Origin of the sequence: Paraburkholderia sp. JHI2823, from assembly GCF_038900695.1 — a bacterium.
GTDB lineage: Bacteria > Pseudomonadota > Gammaproteobacteria > Burkholderiales > Burkholderiaceae > Paraburkholderia > Paraburkholderia mimosarum.
On the sequence record NZ_JAYMRY010000010.1, the window covers coordinates 77,510 to 96,453 of the forward strand.

Annotated in this window: 19 protein-coding genes and 1 pseudogene; 5 read left to right on the forward strand and 15 right to left on the reverse strand. The window is 64.2% G+C overall.

The annotated features are described in order from the left end of the window. Positions 1-87: 87 nt before the first annotated feature. A pseudogene (locus VSR34_RS13810) lies at positions 88-220 on the reverse strand (aldose epimerase); the annotation flags it as partial. 19 nt (positions 221-239) lie between these two features. Continuing rightward, a complete protein-coding gene (locus tag VSR34_RS13815; protein ID WP_028210967.1) occupies positions 240-974 on the reverse strand; it encodes a ribonuclease activity regulator RraA in 735 nt (244 codons plus the stop codon). 629 nt (positions 975-1,603) lie between these two features. Here VSR34_RS13815 and VSR34_RS13820 point away from each other — a divergent pair. Continuing rightward, positions 1,604-2,428, forward strand: a complete 825-nt coding sequence (locus VSR34_RS13820) for an NAD(P)-dependent oxidoreductase (protein WP_342962712.1) — start codon at positions 1,604-1,606, stop codon at positions 2,426-2,428. A gap of 157 nt (positions 2,429-2,585) precedes the next feature. On the opposite strand, the gene VSR34_RS13825 is transcribed toward VSR34_RS13820, so the two are convergent. The 3 genes from VSR34_RS13825 to VSR34_RS13835 all read right to left on the reverse strand — a co-directional run bounded on the left by VSR34_RS13825 (position 2,586) and on the right by VSR34_RS13835 (position 4,464). Continuing rightward, positions 2,586-3,005, reverse strand: a complete 420-nt coding sequence (locus tag VSR34_RS13825) for a hypothetical protein (protein ID WP_342962713.1) — start codon at positions 3,003-3,005, stop codon at positions 2,586-2,588. A 91-nt stretch (positions 3,006-3,096) separates the two neighbouring features. Next, positions 3,097-3,342 carry a hypothetical protein gene (locus tag VSR34_RS13830; RefSeq protein WP_342962714.1) on the reverse strand — a complete coding sequence of 82 codons (246 nt, stop codon included), beginning with the start codon at positions 3,340-3,342 and terminating at the stop codon, positions 3,097-3,099. A gap of 177 nt (positions 3,343-3,519) precedes the next feature. Beyond that, positions 3,520-4,464, reverse strand: a complete 945-nt coding sequence (locus tag VSR34_RS13835; RefSeq protein ID WP_342962756.1) for a LysR family transcriptional regulator — start codon at positions 4,462-4,464, stop codon at positions 3,520-3,522. Positions 4,465-4,603: 139 nt separating this feature from the next. Between VSR34_RS13835 and VSR34_RS13840 the strand changes: the two genes are divergently transcribed. Continuing rightward, positions 4,604-5,368, forward strand: a complete 765-nt coding sequence (locus VSR34_RS13840; protein ID WP_028210963.1) for an SDR family oxidoreductase — start codon at positions 4,604-4,606, stop codon at positions 5,366-5,368. 77 nt (positions 5,369-5,445) lie between these two features. After that, positions 5,446-6,237, forward strand: coding sequence for an SDR family oxidoreductase (locus VSR34_RS13845; protein WP_028210962.1), 792 nt, complete (start codon positions 5,446-5,448; stop codon positions 6,235-6,237). Positions 6,238-6,246: 9 nt separating this feature from the next. Here the strand turns inward: VSR34_RS13845 and VSR34_RS13850 are convergent, their stop codons facing one another. The 10 genes from VSR34_RS13850 to VSR34_RS13895 form a co-directional block, all read right to left on the reverse strand. After that, positions 6,247-6,795: a hypothetical protein gene (locus VSR34_RS13850; RefSeq protein ID WP_028210961.1), complete on the reverse strand. Its 549-nt coding sequence runs from the start codon at positions 6,793-6,795 to the stop codon at positions 6,247-6,249. A gap of 188 nt (positions 6,796-6,983) precedes the next feature. After that, positions 6,984-8,735 carry an L-arabinonate dehydratase gene (gene araD / locus VSR34_RS13855; RefSeq protein WP_342962715.1) on the reverse strand — a complete coding sequence of 584 codons (1,752 nt, stop codon included), beginning with the start codon at positions 8,733-8,735 and terminating at the stop codon, positions 6,984-6,986. A 43-nt stretch (positions 8,736-8,778) separates the two neighbouring features. Then, the gene (locus VSR34_RS13860; protein WP_028210959.1) at positions 8,779-9,705 is read right to left on the reverse strand and encodes an ABC transporter permease; all 927 of its coding nucleotides are present in this window, start codon (positions 9,703-9,705) and stop codon (positions 8,779-8,781) included. Next, positions 9,705-10,586 carry a sugar ABC transporter permease gene (locus VSR34_RS13865; protein ID WP_028210958.1) on the reverse strand — a complete coding sequence of 294 codons (882 nt, stop codon included), beginning with the start codon at positions 10,584-10,586 and terminating at the stop codon, positions 9,705-9,707. The genes VSR34_RS13860 and VSR34_RS13865 overlap by 1 nt, the downstream gene beginning before the upstream one ends. Next, on the reverse strand, positions 10,583-11,665 hold the full coding sequence (locus VSR34_RS13870; protein ID WP_342962716.1) for an ABC transporter ATP-binding protein: 1,083 nt from the start codon (positions 11,663-11,665) through the stop codon (positions 10,583-10,585). Before VSR34_RS13870 ends, VSR34_RS13865 begins: the two co-directional genes overlap by 4 nt. Positions 11,666-11,770: 105 nt before the next feature. Beyond that, the gene (locus VSR34_RS13875; RefSeq protein WP_244145386.1) at positions 11,771-12,871 is read right to left on the reverse strand and encodes an extracellular solute-binding protein; all 1,101 of its coding nucleotides are present in this window, start codon (positions 12,869-12,871) and stop codon (positions 11,771-11,773) included. A gap of 276 nt (positions 12,872-13,147) precedes the next feature. Next, entirely contained in the window at positions 13,148-14,728 is a 1,581-nt protein-coding gene (locus VSR34_RS13880; protein ID WP_028210955.1) for an aldehyde dehydrogenase (NADP(+)), read from the reverse strand. A 30-nt stretch (positions 14,729-14,758) separates the two neighbouring features. Continuing rightward, positions 14,759-15,706: a dihydrodipicolinate synthase family protein gene (locus VSR34_RS13885; RefSeq protein ID WP_342962717.1), complete on the reverse strand. Its 948-nt coding sequence runs from the start codon at positions 15,704-15,706 to the stop codon at positions 14,759-14,761. Between the two features lie 319 nt (positions 15,707-16,025). Next, complete coding sequence (locus VSR34_RS13890) at positions 16,026-16,244, reverse strand: hypothetical protein (RefSeq protein WP_028210953.1); 219 nt, start codon at positions 16,242-16,244, stop codon at positions 16,026-16,028. A gap of 98 nt (positions 16,245-16,342) precedes the next feature. Continuing rightward, positions 16,343-17,149: a helix-turn-helix transcriptional regulator gene (locus VSR34_RS13895; protein WP_028210952.1), complete on the reverse strand. Its 807-nt coding sequence runs from the start codon at positions 17,147-17,149 to the stop codon at positions 16,343-16,345. Positions 17,150-17,275: 126 nt separating this feature from the next. Here VSR34_RS13895 and VSR34_RS13900 point away from each other — a divergent pair, with 126 nt between their 5' ends. Both VSR34_RS13900 and VSR34_RS13905 read left to right on the forward strand, forming a co-directional pair. Next, the gene (locus tag VSR34_RS13900; protein ID WP_028210951.1) at positions 17,276-18,226 is read left to right on the forward strand and encodes a DMT family transporter; all 951 of its coding nucleotides are present in this window, start codon (positions 17,276-17,278) and stop codon (positions 18,224-18,226) included. A 93-nt stretch (positions 18,227-18,319) separates the two neighbouring features. Next, positions 18,320-18,907, forward strand: coding sequence for a flavin reductase family protein (locus VSR34_RS13905; RefSeq protein ID WP_028210950.1), 588 nt, complete (start codon positions 18,320-18,322; stop codon positions 18,905-18,907). Positions 18,908-18,944: the final 37 nt, after the last annotated feature.

Here is an 18,944-nt window from a genome sequence, read left to right on the forward strand (position 1 = left end):
CGCAAGCCCCGTTTCGTGCGTGTTTCAGCCCATTCGAGCCCGCCTTTACCTGCTGCTTACCAATTTCCGCGAGCGCGACCACGGACTTCACGCTAGTCGCATGGCGCTCACGCGCAGTGCGGCGCGCTCCGTCTCCCCCTGGTTTTAGCCAAGGCAGCCCGAGCGCGGTGTGAATCGCGTCGGGCAAGCCGAGCCACGGCTCGACACAGTAAAAGTCCGATCATGCAACGCCTGCCAGCTCAACGTTGCTCCTTCTTCCATGCCTCATAGGCTGCAAGCGTTGCCTCGTTCGGCGGATAGGTGCCCGGCAGCGCCGCGCCCGCTTCGATGCGCCCGGTGATGAAGCGTTCGAGCGTTTCCTGCTCGGTGGCGTCGCGCGCGACTTCCTCGGCCAGATGACGCGGAATCACGACCACACCGTCCGCATCGCCGACGATGATGTCACCCGGATAAACCGCGACGCCGCCACAGCCGATCGGCACGTTCAGATCCACCGTGTGGTGCTTGCAGAGATTGAGCGGGGCCGAGGCGCCGGCGCAGAACACGGGGATGCCGAGCGCGGCGATGGTCGTGCTGTCGCGCACGGGGCCGTCCGAGACCATGCCCGCCACGCCGCGCACCTTCATCCGCGTGGCGAGAATCGAGCCCATCGAGGCGGCGTCGGTCACGCCGCGGCAGTCCTGCACGAGCACCGCGCCAGCGGGCACGGTTTCCACGCCCTTGCGCTGCGGATGCTCGGGGTTCTGGAAAGCGCCCAGCTGGTCCAGGTCCTCGCGAGCCGGGATGTTGCGCATCGTGAAGGCTGGCCCGACCAGGTTCGGCGCACCGGGGGCGGGTGTAGCGAGCGGCTTCACGCCTTGCATGAAGACGTTGCGCAGGCCGCGCTTGAAAAGCTGCGTGGTGAGCGTGGCGTTGGAAACGTGGCGCAATTGTTCGAGCGCGGCTTCGCTCACGGGGATGGCGGGTGAATTCATCGTGTCTCGTCCGTTGTCGTGTGTCGTGTGTCGTGTGTCGTGTGTCGTGTGTCGTGTGTCGTGTGTCGTGTGTCGGGGCGCGGGCGGCGGCTCGACAAAGTGTCGAGCGGATCGGTCGCATTGTTGTAATACAACAAGGAAATTGTCAACCCGCCATTGCGCCGTGGGCCAGGCGCGGACGTACGACGACGTCCCGGGCCGGCGCGCGCTTCCCTTATTCCAAGGTCTCGGGCCTTGGGCGTAGCAGTGAGCCCCGTCACCCGATCCCGGCTTCAAGGCGCGCATCGCGGGGTACATCAGGGAAAACCCCAGCGCACCATTATTTGCTTTACAACTGCGCGCAAAATAGAATGATGTCTTACATGAAAGCGCGGCATGCACCGGCACCGGGCCTTAAGACCGACCAGCGTGAGACCCTCGACGCGGCCAGGTGTTCGTGTGCCTGATGCTGTTCGACGTAATCAATCGGCGCCTGCGTCGCATGGCGACTGATCTCGATCGAGCAAACGGACAGCCCGTTTGCCCCAGCGCTCCAGCCATCGCATAAAGTGGAAGCCTGATTGACCTATCCACCGGCCGGCGCTCGCGAGGGTGCCGGCTTTCGGCGTTCCAACGTGAGGAAAATCACTGTGAAGAAAGTTGCACTGACCGGCGCGGCCGGCCAGCTCGGCACCGTGTTGCGCAAGGGCCTGCTCGAACGTGGCGTGAACCTGCGCTCGGCAGCCGGATCGAAGCCGCTTGAACCGCTCCTCGCGGGCGAAGACGTGATGCACGGCGACCTGCGCGACCCCGCCGTGGTCGACCGCCTGCTCGACGGCGTCGACGTCCTGATCCACATGGCCGGCACGAGCGTCGAACGCCCGCTGCCCGAGATCATCGAGAACAATCTGCGCGGTCTCGTCGAAGTCTACGAAGGCATGCGCCGGCACGGCACGAAACGCATGCTGTTCGCAAGCTCGAATCACGCGATCGGCATGTATCCGGTGGAAGAAAAGCTCACGCTCGACTGTGCGTTCCGCCCGGACGGCTTCTACGGTCTTTCCAAGGCATGGGGCGAATCGCTCGCGCGCCTCTACTGGGACAAGCACGGTATCGAAACCGTCAACGTGCGCATCGGCAGCTGCCTGCCGAGGCCCACCGAGTTCCGGCATCTGAGCACGTGGTTCGGCCATGAGGACCTGTTCCAGCTCGTCGATCGCGTGATCAACGTGGACGAGATCGGCTTCGCCGTGGTGTGGGGCGTGTCGAACAACACGCGCAGCTACTGGATTCAGGAAGGCGCGAACGACGATGCAAAACGCCTTGGCTACGCGCCCAGGCAGAACGCCGAGGACTGGGCGGCCGAGATTCTGGCGCAGAAGAATCCGCTCGACGCCACGGCGCAGCGCTATCAGGGCGGCAGTTTCGCCAGCTACGATTTCACGCCGGTGGAACAGCGGGGCAAGCGGTCGTAGTGCTTCGTTTCGCGGGTTGAATTGGAAAGCGCCCTTGGGCGCTTTTTTGTTGGCTGTTCGCAGATTTCCGTGGTGATTCTCTGTTCGCACCTTCGTTGATTGACTTGCGTAGATGGAATCTTGCCAAGGTTGAAGCTCAATTTACCCAAGGCCCACACTATTGTTCGTTCTGCCCGGTTAGATCATCTGCGTGACCATTCTTTTGGCCATTATCATTCTGATAGACAAAGGTATCATTGCCGTTTTTGTCTACCTTGTCTTCTCTCTTTTTGTCATCTATCACGCTCCCATTTTTGTCCTTCTCTTTATTTTCGATGATAACGAGGGCATCGCCTGGCGTATCCGCCTGCACTGAATAATCAATTTCTTCCGTGTTACCGGTTGGGCCTCCCCCCTCGTTATACTCCGTACCAACTCCCAGGACGCCACTATCTCCCGGTTTCACCGTTTCAGGGATGGTATAGGCCGGAAATTCCACGACCGTATTCGTATCCTGATGAATTTCGGCAACTTCTGCACCCGTCGATGGATTGGTAAAAACAACGGTTGTATCACTCACGGTTACGGGCTGTGACATCCCGGATTCGGTTACAGTTTCAGATACGGTATGAATCGATTCCATCACGGGTGTACCGCCGCTACTGCCTATCGAGATTGTCCCGCCATTCTCAGCAATGGTAGTTGCGACTGCTGAGATCGACCAATGTGCCTGATCCCGTTGCACGGTTGCCATCGATCGTACCGGTGACGGCCACTCGATCGGATATGCCATTGTTAGCCTGGTTTATTAGCGCCTGTCGCAATGGAATTTCAACATTCTGGCTGGCTTCGCCGTTTCCACCACCACCGCCCCCACCACAGGCACCTAACAAAGCTACGGAAACAACAGCAAATGGGAGATTAAAGTCTTTCATGTTTGCCCCCTCAGTTTCCGAACTTGATTACTTCATTGCCTTTCCATCTTTCGACATTCGTACGTCAACGAGGATTGCAAACGCCTGTCACGGAAGTGAAAGACTCCTCCCTTGCCCAGTATAGGCACGCTGTTTTGTGTTTCCAACTTGCCGCCACCCATCCGAACCCGGACGCCCTCAATCCGTCCCGGGCGTGGCACCCGCCCAATTGCCGTCGCCCCGATCCCAAGGAGGCACTCCGCCGAACGCGTCGACGAGGAAATCGATCATGACGCGCACTCTGGCGCTTAGGTGTCGACGGCTTGGATACATGGCGAGAATGTCGATTTCAGGCAGGCGGTAGTCGGGCAATACCCGAACGAGCTTGCCAGCGCGCAAATCGTCGCCGATCAGAAACGTCGGTTGCCAGATCACGCCTTGCCCCGCGAGCGCGGCTGCGCGCGCCGTGTCGCCGTTGTTGGTATGCAGAGGGCAGTCGACCCTCACCGCGTGGGTCTTGCCGCCACGGTCGATCAACTGCCACTCGTCGCCGGTGGCCGCATAGGTGTACCCGATGCAGCGATGCTCGACGAGATCCTCCGGTACAGTTGGTTGTCCGAAGCGAGCCAGATAGTCCGGTGACGCACACAAAATATTCTGCGAAGTTGCCAGTTTGCGCGCGGCGTGACTGGCCGAGCCGGCGCGCGAGATGCGGATCGCGAGATCGTAGCCTTCGTCGACGATATCGACGACGCGGTCGATCAACCCAACGTCGAGTTCGATCCCGGGATGTTTCTGCATGAACCTGGGCCACAGCGGCGCCAGATACACGATGCCAAAGCTCACGGGCGCGTTGATGCGCAGTCGTCCGCGAGGTTCGACCGACGTGGACGACACGAGCCCTTCCGTCTCCGCGACATCGTCCAGAATGGACTTGCAGCGGCCGTAAAGCGTCTCGCCGCCTTCGGTGAGAGAAAGCGTGCGCGACGTGCGATTGAGCAGGCGCGTGCCCAGATGCGCTTCGAGGTCGTTCACGTAGCGGGTGACGTTGGCGGGCGACGTGCCCAGTGCATCCGCCGCCCGCGCAAAGCCACCGCGAGTCACCACCGTCACGAAAACCTCAAAAGCGCGCAAGCGGTCCATATTCCTCTCCGATGATTCACAAAAGCTGAATGATAAGACCATGTTTTGTGCCTTTCTGCAATCAAAAGTGAAGCCTATAGTGCGCTCACTGGCCGGGGCATTGGGCACTGGCCGATGCAAGTTCATCAGGAGATTGCAAATGCAACGCTTGACAGGGAAAGTCGCCATCGTGACGGGCGCCAGCTCGGGTATTGGCCGCGCAACGGCAAAGCTGTTCGCGAACGAAGGCGCGAAGGTGGTCATCGCGGCGCGCCGCGCGGCTGAGCTTGAAACGCTCGCTGCGGAGATCGCCAGCGAAGGCGGCGAAGCCGCATATCTGGCCGGCGACGTGCAGTCGGAAGACTTCGCGAAGGCGCTGGTCGCGCTTGCCGTGCGCCGCTTCGGCCGTTTGGACATCGCCTTCAACAACGCCGGCACATTGGGCGAGATGGGTCCGAGCACCGCGATTTCGGAAACAGGCTGGAACGCCGCGCTGGCGACCAATCTGACCAGTGCCTTCCTCGGCGCGAAGCATCAGATTCCCGAGATGTTGAAGCAAGGCGGCGGCTCGATCATCTTCACGTCGACATTCGTTGGGTACTCCTTCGCATTTCCCGGCACCGCGGCCTACGCGGCGAGCAAGGCCGGACTGATCGGCTTGACGCAGGCGCTGGCCGCCGAGTACGGCGCGCAAGGCGTGCGCGTCAACGCGGTGTTGCCGGGCGCCGTGGACACGGAAATGTATCGCGGCATGAACGACACCGACGAATCGCAAGCGTTCGTGACCGGGCTACACGCGCTCAAGCGCGTCGCCAGGCCGGAGGAACTCGCGCGTTCGGTGCTCTATCTTGCGTCGGACGATTCGTCTTTCGTGACCGGCACGGCTTCGCTGGTCGACGGGGGCGCCTCGATTACACGTACCTAAATCAGAGTCGGCGGCATGCGGTTGTTCAACACGCGATGTCGCCGTTGCAACTTCATGCACGGATAAGGAAATCTCTCATGGACCTGAACCTGAAAGGCAAACTCGCGCTGGTCAGCGCAAGCACAGCAGGCATCGGACTGGCTATCGCCAGCACCCTGGCGCGGGAGGGCGCTCGAGTCATCGTCAATGGCCGCTCCCAGCCATCCGTCGACGACGTGGTCGCGCAACTGAAAGCGGAGACCGGCGGCGACGTATACGGATTCGCGGGCGACCTCAGTAGCGCTGCCTCAGCCGAAGCGCTCGCACGGCGCTATCCGAATGTGGAAATTCTGGTCAATAACCTGGGTATCTTCGAGCCGAAGCCATTTGAAGCAATCCCCGATGCGGACTGGCAGCGATTCTTCGACGTCAACGTCCTGAGCGGAGTCCGCCTCGCTCGCCTGTTTCTGCCCGCGATGAGGCAGGCGAACTGGGGCCGCATTATTTTCATTTCGAGCGAAAGCGGCGTGCAGATTCCAGCCGAAATGATCCACTACGGGGTGACGAAAACCGCGCAGCTCGCGGTCTCGCGCGGACTGGCCGAAGCCGTTGCCGGTACGGGCATTACCGTCAACAGCGTCTTGCCGGGGCCGACGAAATCGCGCGGCGTTGGCGAGTTCGTGGCAACGCTTGCCAAGGCGGACGGGCAATCGTTCGAAGCGTTCGAAAAGCAATTCTTCGAGAAGGTTCGCCCCACGTCGCTCATCAAGCGATTTGGTTCACCGCAGGAAATCGCGTCCCTCGTGGCTTATATCGCCAGTCCCCTTTCATCGGCGACGACGGGCGCGGCGTTGCGAGCCGACGGGGGCGTGATAAAGAGCGCCTTCTAGAAGTACGCCTCACCCGGACGCAGCAATGCGTTCAGACTGCTTGCGGATGCGACCGAGCATGCGCCGCCGGATCAAACCGCTGACTGGGCGGATGACGTACCAGTAGGGCGCGAACTTGCGGCGCGTTTCGGAGTTCGGGCAAAAGACGCGTGTTTCGGTACTCAAAAGCGTTTCGCCCGATGGCATAGGCTCCACTTCGAAGCCCATCACCAACTGACAGACATCCAGCCTGTCGACAGTTTTGAACGCTTCCAGGGTCCGAACTTCGAGCAATCCGTAGTCGGCTTGCCAGAAGGCGCCTGTCAGCCCAAACGCCAGGCTGCGGTCGCCGTCACGGCCGAGGAAAGTAAAGTCGTCGAGATCCAGGGGGCGGGGCCGCGACCGCCCCATCAATCGAAGCGGAAGCTCTCGCAACCCGATGGCCAGTTGCACAACGGGATCATCCTGCGCCCGCTGGCGAGCGGCACAGTCCAGGATGACGCTGGAAGGAGCGCGAGCCGTCGTCGTGTGAACTTCACGAAAGTCATACCGCGGAAGAATTTTGTCGATCAACGTCATCGGGTCTGCGCCAGTTGGAGATTCTGCGCGGTTACGGAGGTGCGTGCACTATGCCACGGTCTGTCGGATCGCGCGCATTGCAAGCCCCGGGTCGAGAACCACCTCCCTGCATTTGCCGCCCTTCTCTATCGCACACGCACAAGTTTTTTTTCACTCCTAGCTTTAGTCGTTGTGGTTTGTATGTCTCGTTAGTGAATCTCGGGCTCGCCGCCGGCGCCGGCGCACGAACCGCCCACGCCGTCACGCTGCATGAAGTCGAATTCGCAGCCCTTGTCGGCCTGCATCACGTGCATCTGGTACATCGCGCCATAGCCGCGCGTGAAGCGCGGTTCCGGCGCGACCCAGGCGGCCTTGCGGCGCGCCAGCTCTTCGTCGGAGATCAGCACGTTCAGGCGGCGCTCCGGCACGTTCAGCTCGATCATGTCGCCGTCCCGCACGAGCGCGAGCGGTCCGCCGATGAACGATTCCGGCGCTACGTGCAGCACGCACGCGCCATAGCTCGTGCCGCTCATGCGCGCATCCGAGATGCGCACCATATCGCGCACGCCCTTCTTGAGGATCTTTTGCGGAATCGGCAGCTGGCCCCATTCGGGCATGCCAGGCGCGCCCACCGGACCCGCGTGCTGAAGCACGATCACGCTGTTCTCGTCGCAGTCGAGTTCTTCGCTGTCGATGCGCGCGGCCATGTCGTTGTAGTCCTTGAACACGACGGCTTTGCCCGTGTGCACGTGCAGACGCTTCTGAGCCGCGCCCGGCTTGATCACGGCGCCGTCCGGCGCGAGGTTGCCGCGCAGCACGGCGAGCCCCGTATCCGGCATCAGCGGATTCGCGCGGCGATAGATCACCGCTTCGCGGTAGATCTGCGCGTCGGCGATGTTCTCGCCGAGCGTCTTGCCGTTCACGGTCATCTGCGTGCCGTCGATCAGGTCGCCGAGCTCCTTGAGCATCGCGCGCAGACCGCCCGCATAGTAGAAGTCCTCCATGAGGTACTTGCCGGTCGGGCGGACGTTCGCGAGCACCGGCGTGCGGCGCGCGATATCATCGTACTGGGCGAGCGTGAGATCGACACCGGCGCGGCGCGCGAGCGCGATCATGTGGACGATCGCGTTGGTCGAGCCCGAGAGCGCGAGGCAGGTGGTGACCGCGTTGTCGACCGATTTGCGCGTGATGATGTCCGAGGGCTTGAGATCCTCCCACACCATCTCGACGATGCGCATGCCCGTCTTCGCCGACATCTGCGCGTGGCGCGAATCCGGCGCCGGAATCGAGGCGAAGCCCGGCAGCGTGAAGCCCAGGGCTTCGGCGGCGCTCGTCATCGTCGATGCCGTGCCCATCGTCATGCAATGGCCCGGCGAACGCGCGATGCCGCCCTCCACGCCCTTCCAGTCCTCTTCGGTGATCTTGCCCGCGCGCAGGTCGGCCCAGTACTTCCAGGTGTCCGAGCCCGAGCCGAGCGTCACGCCGTTCCAGTTGCCGTTGAGCATCGGCCCCGCGGGCAGGAAGATCGTCGGTAAATCCATGGAGATCGCACCCATCAGCAGCGCGGGCGTGGTCTTGTCGCAGCCGCCCATCAGCACGACGCCGTCGGCCGGGTACGAGCGGATCGTCTCTTCCGCTTCCATTGCGAGGAAATTGCGGTAGAGCATTGTGGTGGGCTTCTGGAACGGCTCGGAGAGCGTTTGCACCGGCAGCTCGACCGGAAAGCCACCCGCTTGCCAGATGCCGCGCTTGACCTCCTCCACGCGCTGCTTGAAGTGCGTATGGCAAGGGTTGATCTCGCTCCACGTGTTGAGGATGGCGATCACCGGCTTGCCCGCGTACTCTTCGCGGCTGTAGCCCATCTGCGCGGTGCGCGAGCGATGGCCGAACGACCGCAGGTCGTTCACGCCATACCAGCGGTGGCTGCGCAGTTCCTCGGGGGTCTTTCGCTTCTTGCTCATCTTGCGTTGCTCCAGGTGTTTCCAGTCAAGCCGCCGGCGCCGCCTAGCGCTGCTCCTTCACGCGCGACACGAGCTGTGTCGGGCTGACGAACTGCAGGGCGACCAGCACCCACGCGAGCGTGATGGCCATGTAGATCATCGCCATCGCGTCGATGGATTGCGGCGCGCGCACGCCCGTCGAAAAGACGGCGTAGTACAGCGCGACCACCAGCGTTTGCGTGTCGGGCCCGGCGGTAAAGAAAGTGAGTTCGAACATGCCGATCGTGCGCACGAGCACGAGCAGCCCCGCCGCCAGCATCCCCGGCACGAGGAGCGGCAGCAATACATAGCGGAAATAGCGCAGCGTGTTGGCGCCGAAAATGCGCGCGGCCGATTCGAGATTGGGATCGATCTGCTCGATGAACGGTGTCATCACGAGGATCACGAACGGCAGCGCCGGCACCAGGTTCGCGAGGATCACGCCGGGCAGCGTGCCGGCGAGGCCCACCTGATACATCGCGGTCGCCATCGGGATGCCGTATGTGACGGGCGGCACCATGAGCGGCAGCAGGAACACGAGCATGGCGAAACGCTTGCCGGGGAATTGCGCGCGCGCCAAGGCATAGGCCGCTGGCACGCCGAGCGCGATGGAGAGGAGCACGACCGAGCCCACGACTTCGAACGTCACCCACAGCACGCTCGACAGCTGGAAGTCGCGCCACGCCTGCGCATACCAGTGCAGCGTGAAGCCTTGCGGCAGCGGCGTGCCGAACCAGCGCGTGGCGATGGAGTTCACGCCCACCGTGGCGATCAAAAGCAGCACGTTGAGCAGGAAGAACGCCATGCCGCCCCAGACGAATACTTTCCAGAACAGGTCGGGCAGTCGCGAGGCTGCTTTGGTATGCGGCGCCTCGGCGGCGGGCGCGGGACGCTCTTCGCGCACGGGCGCGCCGGCCGGAAGACCGGCCGCGTTGCGTTGATGTGCGCTCATCAGCCTTTTCCTCCGCTCACCGGGCCCGAGTAGAAGTAGCGCTTCGCGCCCAGCATCGCGGCCACCACCACCAGTTGCACGAAGCCCATCACGATCGCGATCGTCGAGGCGAGCGAGTAGTCATAACTCTCGAACGCCGCCTCCGATGCCGCAATGGAGATCACGCGCGTCGGGCCGGCAGGCGCGCCCAGCAGCACGGCCGACGGAAACACCGAATACGCCTGCACGAACGACAGGCACGCGGCCATCGTGAGACCCGGCGCGAGCAGCGGCAGATAGATCTGCCGGAACTGCTGCCACGGCCCCGCGCCGAGCGTGGCTGCCGCACGTGCGAGCGTCGGGTCGATGCCGGTGACGTACGAGAGCGTGAGCAGAAACGCGAACGGGAAACCCGAGACGATCAGCGAAATCAGCACGCCCCAATAGTTGTGCGTGAGACGAATCTCTTCGCTCGTGTACAGATGCAGCGCGTGCATCGCCTGCGGGAACCAGCCGTTCGGGCCGAAATAGCTCAGCATGCCGTCGGCGATCAGCACCGTGCCGAGCGTGACGGGAATTACGAGCAGCGTCGTCACGAGCTTCTGGTACGGCGACTTGCGGCGCAGCGCGAAGGCCACGGGCAGCGAGAGACCGACATTGATGAGAGTCGCGGGCACCGCCAGCTTGAGCGTGACGAACACCGTGGGCCACAGCGACAGGTCGTGGATGAACTGCAGGTAATTGGCGAACATGCCGCCGCCGTTCATCGGCTTGAACGACAGCACGAGACCGTAGGCGAACGGATAGAGGAACAGCGCGATGATGAAGCCGAGCGCAGGCGTGACGAGCCAGCCGCGCGAATCGCGCGGCGCGCGCGTCGATGGCGAGGCGAGCGCGCTCATGACGCACGCTCCGCATAGGCCAGCACGTGCGAAGGCGCGACGCGCAGCGTGGCGCGCTCCCCTGCTTCGAATTCGCCCTCCACGCGCGCCCACAGCTTGCCGAACGGCGCATTGGCCAGCAGCAGCGAATCGCGGCCGCCGTATTCGACCATCTCCACTTCGACGTCGAAGGCGTTCGCGTCGCCCGCGCTGGCGCGCTCGAAATCTTCGGGGCGCATCGCCACCGAAATCTCGTTGCCGCCTTTGAGTTCGCCCATCGGCACACCGGTGAGCGTGATGCCCGACGAGGACATCGCGATATGCTCGCCGCGTTCGCCGGTAATCGAGAACGGCAGCACATTGCGAAAGCCCATGAAGCGCGCGACATGGAGATTCGAAGGACGGCTATAGACTTCCTTCGGGCTCGCCACCTGCTGCACGACGCCCTCTTTCATCACGACGATGCGGTCCGCCATGGAGAGCGCTTCGTCCTGATCGTGCGTCACGTAGAGGGTGGCGCGTTCGAGCTGCCCGTGGATGCGGCGGATTTCCGCGCGCATTTCGATGCGCAGCTTCGTGTCGAGGTTAGAGAGTGGCTCGTCCATCAGCACGAGCGGCGGTTCGATGACGATGGCGCGGGCGATCGCCACGCGCTGTTGCTGGCCACCCGAAAGCTGGCCCGGCAGCTTGTTTTCATGGCCCACGAGCTGCACGAGCTGCAGCGCCTCGCGCGCGCGGCGCCTGGCCTCGTCGCGCGGCACGCCCTGCATCTTCAGGCCGAAGCCCACGTTTTCCAGCACCGTCATGTGCGGGAACAACGCGTAATTCTGAAACACCATGCCGAAGCCGCGCTTTTCGGGAGGCAGCACGTCGATACGCAGGTCATCGAGCCAGATGCTGCCGCTCGTGAGCGGTTGCAGACCTGCGATGCAATTGAGCGCCGTGGATTTCCCGCAGCCCGAGGGCCCCAGCAGCGCGATGAATTCGCCGCGGCGAATGTCGAGATCGAGACCGCGCAGCGCCGCGACCTGCGCCCCCTCCGCGTTCGCAAAACTACGGCACACCGAGTCGAGGCGCAAACGATCGAAAGAATGCTTCATGACACCTTCCTGACCAACGAGATCAACTCCATGAACAGGGATCGCGGACGGCGCTCGAACCGCACCACGCGCGCGCCGTCCGTCCATCGCTGATGCTTGCGCCGCTCACTGCGACTTCTGCGAGCCGACTTCGCGGTCCCATTTCTGGAACGCCGCGACCATCGCCTGCGCCGAAAGCGGCTGGACATGCGGATAAGCCGCGAGCCACTTCGCGTACTCGGGGCGGCCGTACTTCGCGATCACGTCCTGGCTTTGCTGCGGCGCCATCTGGAGCGTCACGTCCTTCACGGCGGGGCCGGGATAGAAGTAGCCGTCGTCGTACGTCATGGCCTGCTGCTGCGGCTCGAGCATGAAATTCATGAGCTTGAGCAGCACCGCGAGCTTCTCCTTCGAAACGCCCTTCGGCACGACCATGAAGTGGGCGTCGTTCACCCACGTCATGTTGTTGAACGCCTGGACCCTGAAGTCGGCGGGCACGATGCCGAGCGCACGCGGATTGATGTCCCAGCCGGTCACGGTCACGGTCATGTCGCGCGTGCCCTCGCCCAGTTCCTTCATCACCGCCGAAGTGCCGCCCGGGTAATACGGCACGCACGCGTTCAGTTCCTTGAGGAACGCCCAGGTCTTGTCCCAGCCGTTGATGGGGTCTTGCGGATTGTTGTCGCCGAGCAGGTACGGCAGGCCCATCAGGAACGTGCGGCCCGGGCCGGAGTTGGCCGGACGCGCGTAGATCAGCTTGCCGGGGTTCGCCTTGCACCAGGCAAGCAGTTCCTGCGGCGTTTGCGGCGGCCTGGCGACCTTGGCCGGGTTGTATTCGACCAGTGGACCCGCAGGCATATACGAGACTTCGAGGCCATAGCCTTGTGCGAGGTCCTGCATCTTGCGCGGGCCAGGCGCGTACTTGTCGAGCACGCCCGGCAACCCTGCCTGCTGATCCGGCAGCAGCTTCATCCACAGGTTCAGTTCGATGCCGGCGGCGAGCGCGTCGGTGCCCGTCAGCACGAGGTCGATGTCGGCGCGGCCGGCGGCCTGCATTGCCTTGATCTTGCCAGGCAGTTGCGGCGCGGGCGCGTTGGTGTAAGTGATATTGGAAACGAGATTCGGATACTTCGCCTTGAACGCCTCGATCGCCTTCTGCGTGAGCTGCAGATTACCGGCCACGTCGACTACGTTCAGGGAAACGGGATCGGCCTTCGCCGCGCTCATGCCAAGCGCCGTTGCGGCCGCCACACATACGGCCAGCACCCTGGCCCTCAAGCGTCCATCGAACATCGCATCTCCTCACTTCTGTTTATGGAATTGTTCTAACGCGACCCGTTGATTCTTATCTTGCCAGGCCGGACACAGGATGCCGAACCACGCATTAAGTTGTCAAGCAACATTAGGGTATTTGTGAGGCCGTCGTGAGCCGCTTGTCGGCCCGGTGTGGGAGAAAGCGCCTGGAAGGCTTCTGCAGGCGCTTTTCCGACCGCTTTCGCGCGATTACTTGCGCACCAGCTCGCCGTCGCGCAGACGCCACAGCGCGAGCGGGTTGTCGTTCTGCAGCGTGGCCGGCAGCAACTCGGCCGGCAGATCCTGGTAGCAGACCGGACGCAGGAAGCGCTCGATCGCCATCGCGCCCACCGACGTCGCGCGCGGGTCCGAGGTGGCCGGGAATGGGCCGCCGTGAACCATCGCATAGGAGACTTCGACGCCCGTCGGGAAGCCGTTCGCGAGTATGCGGCCCGCCTTGCGCTCGAGTACCGGCATGAGGCGCGCGGCCATTGCGTAGTCGTCGCGGTCGATGTGGAGCGTTGCCGTGAGCTGCCCTTCGAGGTGCTCCGCCACGCGCGCGAGTTCGGCTTCGTCGCGGCACGCCACGACGACCGAGGTCGGCCCGAAGATCTCGTCCGACAACGCGTGCTGGGCGAGGAACTGCTCCGCGCTCGCCTTGAAGAGCACGGGAAGCGCGTCGCAATGCGCTTGCGTCTTCGTGCCCTCGGCGAGGTTCTCGACGCCCGGCAGTTGCTTGCGCGCCGCGACGCCTTCGCCATACGCCGAGGCGATGCCCGCCGTCAGCATGCTTTGCGAGGGCTTCTGCGTGAGCGCGGCGCTGGCCGCCTTCAGGAAGCGGTCGAGTTCAGGGCCGTCGATGGCGAGCACGAGGCCCGGGTTCGTGCAGAACTGGCCGACGCCCAACGTGAGCGAATCGACGAAACCCTGCGCGAGCGATTCGCCGCGTGCGGCCAGCGCCGCGGGCAGCACGAACATCGGGTTGATGCTGCTCATTTCGGCATAGACCGGGATCGGCTCGGCGCGCGTCGCGGCAATGTGCGAAAGCGCGAGACCCCCGCGGCGCGAACCCGTGAAGCCCACCGCCTTGATGGCCGGATGCGCCACGAGCGCTTCGCCCGTTTCGTTGCCGCCGCCGAAGACGAGCGAGAACACGCCTTCGGGCAGACCGACTTCGGCGACGGCCTGCTGGATCGCGCGGCCCACCAGTTCCGAGGTGCCCGGGTGCGCCAGGTGCGCCTTCACCACGACCGGACAACCGGCGGCCAGTGCCGAAGCGGTATCGCCGCCCGCCACCGAAAACGCCAGCGGGAAGTTGCTCGCGCCGAACACGGCCACGGGGCCGAGCGGGATGCGGTGCGCGCGCAGGTCCGAACGCGGCAGCGGCTTACGTTCGGGCTGCGCCGAGTCGAGCACGGCGCCGCACCAGCGGCCATCGCGCACGAGCGACGCGAAGAGGCGCAACTGGCCGACCGTGCGGCCGCGCTCGCCTTCGAGGCGCGCCTTGGGCAACGCCGATTCGAGATACGCTCGCTCGATGAGGGCTTCGCCGATGCCGAGAATACGCTCGGCGATCGCTTCGAGCAGGCGCGCACGCGTTTCGTGCGGGGCGGCGCGGAAGGCGTCGAACGCCTGCCCCGCGAGTTCGCAGGCGCGCGCGACTTCGGCCTTGCCGCCGAGGCCGAACGACGGCTCGATCTCCTGGCCGAGCGCGGGCGCGAAGGCGCGCATCTCGCCCGCCTCGCCGCGCACCGCTTGCGCGCCCAGCAGCATGGCTCCAGTAATCTGCATGTTCGCTCCGTTGAACTGGATGTGCCTTTCTCAGGCGTTGGTGGTCTGTGCCGAGCCAACAAGCTTCTGCTCGAATGCGAGCAGCGCCTGGGCCGCCTCGCCGATTGCCGGCAAGGCCTCGGCCGGCGACTGCGAGAGCAGCGGCAGGATCGGGCCCATGTCGGCAATGCCCGAGCGCGTCACGGCGTCATGCAGCACGCGAATGAGCGAGATGTCGTCGCGCAGCGTTTCGAGCGGCATGAACGCATCGTAGAGGCGTTGCGCTTCTTGCGCACGGCCCGCTTTCGCGGCCTTCAGCAGCGCCATGATCGCGCCGGGGGCGATACAGCCCGAGCCCGTGGTCCATGCGGCCAGACCGAAATCGCGCACGTGGACGAGCGCCGGGCGCTCGCCCATGCCCGAAACCACCTTCGACGCCGGCACGCTTTGCAGCAGGCGGCGCAGGTACGGGTCATTCGCCGGATCCTCGCGCACGATCGCGTACTTGATCGCAATGAGCGTGCCGCGGTCGATCAGGCGCACGAGCGTGTCGACGTCCACATAGTCTTCGCTCTTGATGTAGAGCGTAAGCGGAATGCCGGCCGTGTCGACGATGCGCGTGAGGCCCGCTTCCACGCCTGCGGGCGTGGTGATGCCGGACAGCGGCAGCACCATGGCGGTCTGGTATTGCGTTTGCGCGAGAATGCGCGCCTGATCGAGCATCTTGCCGTAGTCGGGGCCGATGGCCGGGATCACGCGCGTTGCGGGCGCCGTGAGGTCGGCGAGCATGTCAAGCAACTCGCGGAATTCGCTGACGGCGACGTGATACAGGTTCGCGTTGCCTCCATACAGCAGCGTGCGGATGCCGCCAGCTTCCATGTGGCGGATCAGCTTGCGGTTTTGTTCGACGTCGAGGGAGAAGTCGGGGCGGCGTGCGAGCGGCGGCACTGCCATCACAGTCGAGGCGAATTCGCTCTCGACAATCGGGGACACGTTCATGAGGCCTCGTGCTGGGATGGAGGGTTGTCGATACTGCGCACAGTAGCACCGCCCCCTTTAGTTGTCAAACAACTTGTTTTATTTGTTGGGTCAGTGCGGAGCGCGCTCTGCGCGATGCTGCCGTTCGAATAGGGGCTGTCCGACCGGAAAAACGGCCGATTTGTTCGACGTGGTGCATGCGAGTTGGGGCGACGCCGTGCACCCGTTGGCGCGGAAGACGTCGCGGAGATACACGAGAAGTTGCGGACGACTGCCCGCCTCGTTGCGTACGCAACGAGGCGGCGGCCGCTCCTGCTTCAATTGCGGGCCGTGGCGCCGCTCAGTGGAGCAGCTCGGGCCGATCGAGCAAGCCGTAGAACTCGTCGATCGTGACGGTAGGCGCGAATTGCGAGAGTGTGGCGACGATCATATCGTCGTAAATCGCCGTTCCCGCCGCCGATTCGAGCTGAACCCCGGCCGCAGCGGCCTGGCTCTCGGCCAGCTCGAGGGCGATCGACAGGATGAAGCGCGCGTCGGTTTGGGTGAGGAGGGCTTTCATGCCTCCTCTAACGGCGCGCGTGCCGCGAATCTTTAGCATCGTGTGGCGTTTCGTGGGTTTTCGCGGGGATTCATTAATCGCTGCGCGCAGCCCGATGCTCAGCGCGTGCGCGCCACGAACTGGCCAGGACTCGTGCCCGTCAGCCGGCGGAACATGGCGATGAATGCCGACGATGTGGCGTACCCCAGATCCAGCGCCACGGCTTCGACGCTGCGCCCCGCGTGGAGCATCGGCAACGCATTCACGAGCCGGATGCGTTGACGCCATTCCGTCAACGACATGCCAAGCTGGTTCTGTGCGCGCCGCATGAGCGTGCGCTCGCTCATGTAAAACGCAGCGGCAAGCTCGGCGAGCGAGCGGTTGTCTGCGGGGTTGTCGCGCAGCACCTGGAGGACCGCGTTGAGATCGGCGTCATCGGTGTGCGGCACGAAGCTGCCCGTGGTCGCGCAGGTCGAGAGCTGATCCACGAGCACGCGCAAGAGGCGCGCGCGTGCCGCCTCGCCCTCCTCCTCGACGGGCGTCTCGCGCAGATGCTCGAGGATGGCGCGCACGAGCGGCGACACCATCACCGCGCAGCTCGAAGCGGGCATGCGCGTGCACAGATCGCGGCTGATGTACACGGAGCAATGCACCGTCTCCTGCTCGTTGAAACCCACGTGCTCCGTGCCGGGTGCGATCCAGAGCCCGAGATGCGGCGGCGTGATGTAGTGCTCGTCGCCCGCCTTGACCTCGGTCGTGCCGCTGAAGGCATAGACGAACTCGCCCCACGGGTGGCACATCTGCGGATAGGTTGCGTGCGAAGGCATGTGTTCCATGCGGAAGAACACCGGCGTGGGCAGCACGTCGGTGAAAGGCGGCAGGCGCAGATGGCGCGCGGGGCGCGGGCGAACGCGTGGGTTGGGCATGGCGGTCCGGGGCTATCGATTGTCAGTTTTGCGCTATATGCGTGCATCCCGACGCATGAATACTACGCTCGCAATCGCAAAATTTCACCCATCTCCATCCCCGATCATCAGGTCAGCGAGTCCGCAATGAGAAAGCAAGTCGATGCAAAAGCCCTGGCCATCATGGTGGTGCTATGCCTCGCGTGGGGTCTGCAGCAGGTCGCGATCAAGGCGGTGGCCGGGGAAATCCCGCCCATGCTGCAGATCGGGTTGCGCTCGGGCGTGGCGGCGGGCCTCGTTTGGCTGTTCAACCGGCTCGTTTCGCGCGAGCGCTGGCTGCCGGGCGTCGCACTGGGCGCGGGGCTCGTCACGGGCGGCCTGTTCGCGCTCGAATTCGTGTTCGTGGCCATGGGCTTGCGCTGGACCAACGCCTCGCATATGGCCGTCTTCATCTATACCGCGCCGATGTTCGCCGCCATCGGCCTGCATCTGCGCCTGCCCGACGAACGGCTCGCGCCGCTGCAGTGGAGCGGCATCGCGATCGCGTTCGCGGGTATCGCCATCACGTTCGTCGGCCCCGCGCTGCTGGGCGGCGGCTCGCCCGCCTCGCCGCTGTGGCTGCTCGGCGACTTCATGGGTCTGTGCGCGGGCGCGGCCTGGGGGTTGACCACCGTGGCCGTGCGCACGAGCCGCCTGAGCGAAGCGCCCGCCACGCAAACCCTCTTCTATCAACTGGCCGGCGCCTTCGTCGTGCTGGTGCCGTTCGCGGCCCTGACCGGACAGACCCACTTTCAAGGCACGCCGCTCGCGTGGGCAAGCCTCGCGTTCCAGACGCTGCTCGTCTCGTTCGTGAGCTATCTCGTGTGGTTCTGGATGCTGCGCCGCTATCTGGCCGCACGCCTTGGCGTGCTCTCGTTCATGACGCCGCTGTTCGGGGTGGCGTTCGGCGTGCTGCTGCTGAATGAGCGCGTGGAACCCGCGTTCCTCTTAGGCTCGGCGCTCGTGCTGCTCGGCCTGCTCGTGGTGAACGCCCAAGGCTGGGTCCGCCAGGCCTTTGGCCGCCGCGCGGGAAATGCGAGCGGCGCTCGGGCTTCCTGATTTCATTGGCCCCGCGCTAACGGCTGCTCGCCACAGCCCTCGGGTTTCTGAGGTAAAGTCGCTCGGGTTCCAACCACCGCGAATTGACGCCCGATGGAAACCCTCTCGACTTTCACGCCCGTGGCGCTCGAACACGCCAGCCGCCTCATCAATCATGGCCCCACCGTGCTCGTCACCAGCAGCGACGGCAAGCGCCGCAACATCATGGCGGCCGCGTGGTCGATGCCCGTGGAATTCACGCCGCCGCGCATCGCCATCGTGATCGACAAGCGCACGTTCACGCGCGAACTCGTCAGCGCAAGCGGCACGTTCGGCGTCATCATTCCGGGTGCCGCGGCAATCGATCTCACCTACGCCGTGGGCAGCGTGAGCGGCCGCGACACGGATAAGTTCCAGCGCTTCGGTATCGGCGCCATTACGGGCCCGAAGCTCGGTTTGCCGTTGCTCGAAGCGGGCTGCGCCGCGTGGATGGAATGCCGCCTGATTCCCGAGCGGCATACCGAAGAGGCTTACGACACGTGCTTCGGCGAAGTGATCGCCGCCGCCGCCGACCCGCGCGCCTTCCGCAATGGCCACTGGGAACTCGACCGTAGCAATGCGGATCTGCATACGATCCACCATCTCGGCGCCGGCAATTTCGTGCGCGCCAGCGATACGATCAAGGCGCGCGACCTCGCGTAAGAGCGCGGCCCCGTTGCCCCGTCAAGCCATTGCCCCG

What these genes read in the sequence shown, in the direction of transcription:
- VSR34_RS13870 (WP_342962716.1), bottom strand. Translation starts at nt 11,665, where the DNA reads ATGAAGCATTCTTTCGATCGTTTGCGCCTCGACTCGGTGTGCCGTAGT.
- VSR34_RS13895 (WP_028210952.1), bottom strand. Translation starts at nt 17,149, where the DNA reads ATGCCCAACCCACGCGTTCGCCCGCGCCCCGCGCGCCATCTGCGCCTG.
- VSR34_RS13830 (WP_342962714.1), bottom strand. Translation starts at nt 3,342, where the DNA reads ATGAAAGACTTTAATCTCCCATTTGCTGTTGTTTCCGTAGCTTTGTTA.
- VSR34_RS13825 (WP_342962713.1), bottom strand. Translation starts at nt 3,005, where the DNA reads ATGTCACAGCCCGTAACCGTGAGTGATACAACCGTTGTTTTTACCAAT.
- VSR34_RS13840 (WP_028210963.1), top strand. Translation starts at nt 4,604, where the DNA reads ATGCAACGCTTGACAGGGAAAGTCGCCATCGTGACGGGCGCCAGCTCG.
- VSR34_RS13905 (WP_028210950.1), top strand. Translation starts at nt 18,320, where the DNA reads ATGGAAACCCTCTCGACTTTCACGCCCGTGGCGCTCGAACACGCCAGC.
- VSR34_RS13880 (WP_028210955.1), bottom strand. Translation starts at nt 14,728, where the DNA reads ATGCAGATTACTGGAGCCATGCTGCTGGGCGCGCAAGCGGTGCGCGGC.
- VSR34_RS13885 (WP_342962717.1), bottom strand. Translation starts at nt 15,706, where the DNA reads ATGAACGTGTCCCCGATTGTCGAGAGCGAATTCGCCTCGACTGTGATG.
- VSR34_RS13850 (WP_028210961.1), bottom strand. Translation starts at nt 6,795, where the DNA reads ATGACGTTGATCGACAAAATTCTTCCGCGGTATGACTTTCGTGAAGTT.
- VSR34_RS13900 (WP_028210951.1), top strand. Translation starts at nt 17,276, where the DNA reads ATGAGAAAGCAAGTCGATGCAAAAGCCCTGGCCATCATGGTGGTGCTA.
- araD (WP_342962715.1), bottom strand. Translation starts at nt 8,735, where the DNA reads ATGAGCAAGAAGCGAAAGACCCCCGAGGAACTGCGCAGCCACCGCTGG.
- VSR34_RS13890 (WP_028210953.1), bottom strand. Translation starts at nt 16,244, where the DNA reads ATGAAAGCCCTCCTCACCCAAACCGACGCGCGCTTCATCCTGTCGATC.
- VSR34_RS13860 (WP_028210959.1), bottom strand. Translation starts at nt 9,705, where the DNA reads ATGAGCGCACATCAACGCAACGCGGCCGGTCTTCCGGCCGGCGCGCCC.
- VSR34_RS13815 (WP_028210967.1), bottom strand. Translation starts at nt 974, where the DNA reads ATGAATTCACCCGCCATCCCCGTGAGCGAAGCCGCGCTCGAACAATTG.
- VSR34_RS13865 (WP_028210958.1), bottom strand. Translation starts at nt 10,586, where the DNA reads ATGAGCGCGCTCGCCTCGCCATCGACGCGCGCGCCGCGCGATTCGCGC.
- VSR34_RS13875 (WP_244145386.1), bottom strand. Translation starts at nt 12,871, where the DNA reads ATGAGCGCGGCGAAGGCCGATCCCGTTTCCCTGAACGTAGTCGACGTG.
- VSR34_RS13845 (WP_028210962.1), top strand. Translation starts at nt 5,446, where the DNA reads ATGGACCTGAACCTGAAAGGCAAACTCGCGCTGGTCAGCGCAAGCACA.
- VSR34_RS13835 (WP_342962756.1), bottom strand. Translation starts at nt 4,464, where the DNA reads ATGGACCGCTTGCGCGCTTTTGAGGTTTTCGTGACGGTGGTGACTCGC.